Source organism: Vibrio sp. 10N.222.49.C9, assembly GCF_041474985.1.
In the GTDB taxonomy this organism is placed as follows: Bacteria; Pseudomonadota; Gammaproteobacteria; order Enterobacterales; family Vibrionaceae; genus Vibrio; species Vibrio crassostreae_C.
On the sequence record NZ_JBFRVD010000526.1, the window covers coordinates 1 to 304 of the forward strand.

The following is a 304-nucleotide window of genomic DNA, read 5'->3' on the forward strand; positions in this document are numbered from 1 at the left end:
CACATCCACCACAAAAACAATACGACAAATCGATGCAAACCATTGAGCGATTGATAAAACAGCACAATGTGGATTTGGTGGCGATTGGTAACGGTACGGCCTCACGTGAATCTGACACCTTTGTTGGCGACATCATCAAGAAGGGCGTCAAGGTACAAAAGATTGTGGTCAGTGAAGCGGGGGCTTCTGTGTATTCAGCCTCTGAATTGGCGGCCAAAGAGTTCCCGAATATGGATGTGTCTTTGCGTGGCGCGGTGTCCATTGCCCGCCGATTACAAGACCCACTTGCTGAGCTTGTTAAAAT

The 304-nt window shown here is 48.4% G+C and carries 1 pseudogene; it reads left to right on the top strand.

The annotated features are described in order from the left end of the window. Positions 1-304, top strand: a pseudogene (locus tag AB4585_RS24300) (RNA-binding transcriptional accessory protein); the annotation flags it as partial.